General features: G+C 34.9%; 1 pseudogene. It reads right to left on the reverse strand.

The window, feature by feature from the left end:
* Nucleotides 1–800, reverse strand: a pseudogene (locus tag ACTNBF_RS16480) (hypothetical protein); the annotation flags it as partial.

The following is an 800-nucleotide window of genomic DNA, read 5'->3' on the forward strand; positions in this document are numbered from 1 at the left end:
TTTTTCTTGAATAATGTTGATTTCATTTCTATTGTCGCCAACATCTTTTGTTTTAAGCTTAACAATATCTCCTGAACGCATTCCCATTCTTGACGCAAGAAGAATCATAGCATAATCACGTTTGCCCATGACAGTACTGGTATCAATAGAAGCCTCTATAAGTCTGATTTCATCAACAGAATATACACTTGGCAGCACATAGGGCTTGCTATAGTGCGGTACAATTGTTGAATAGTCCACTTCTGTCATTCTAGCATCTGCCAGATATCTCAAAAAAACTCTTATTTCACCCCAAAGGTTATGGTCTGTAATCTTTGGACATACCATTGCGATTTTACTCGATGACAGCTGTGTAAGGGAATAGCAGTTAAGTTTGCAAAGTTCATTAAGAAACCACGAAATGGCGTATCTCTTTAACTTAATTGTTCCATGTGCAAGTCCAATATCTTTTCCCCAATCACAATACTTATTAACAACAGTATTATATTCATCAGAAAGTAAAAATTTTTTTCCTTTATCGGAATGCACATCGTTCCAAGTATTCTCAATAATGTCATCTAATCTATAGATAACAGTACGAAGGTTTGAATAGTATTGATTTCTACCGTGTGTTTCAAGATAATTTTGTAAAAATTTTTCTCCTCCTTCTTTGCTGTAGCTCGTGAAACCGTGATTTTTTAACCACGAAATAACACTGTTACATAAATATCGGTATCCTGTAACTGTTATATGTGTACATCCACGAGCCTTCATTCTGTCCAGAAGTTCTACTTCGAGTTCTTCAAATGTTTTAATGTGTT

Origin of the sequence: Bariatricus sp. HCP28S3_A4 (assembly GCF_052066395.1) — a bacterium.
Taxonomy (GTDB): domain Bacteria; phylum Bacillota; class Clostridia; order Lachnospirales; family Lachnospiraceae; genus Allocoprococcus.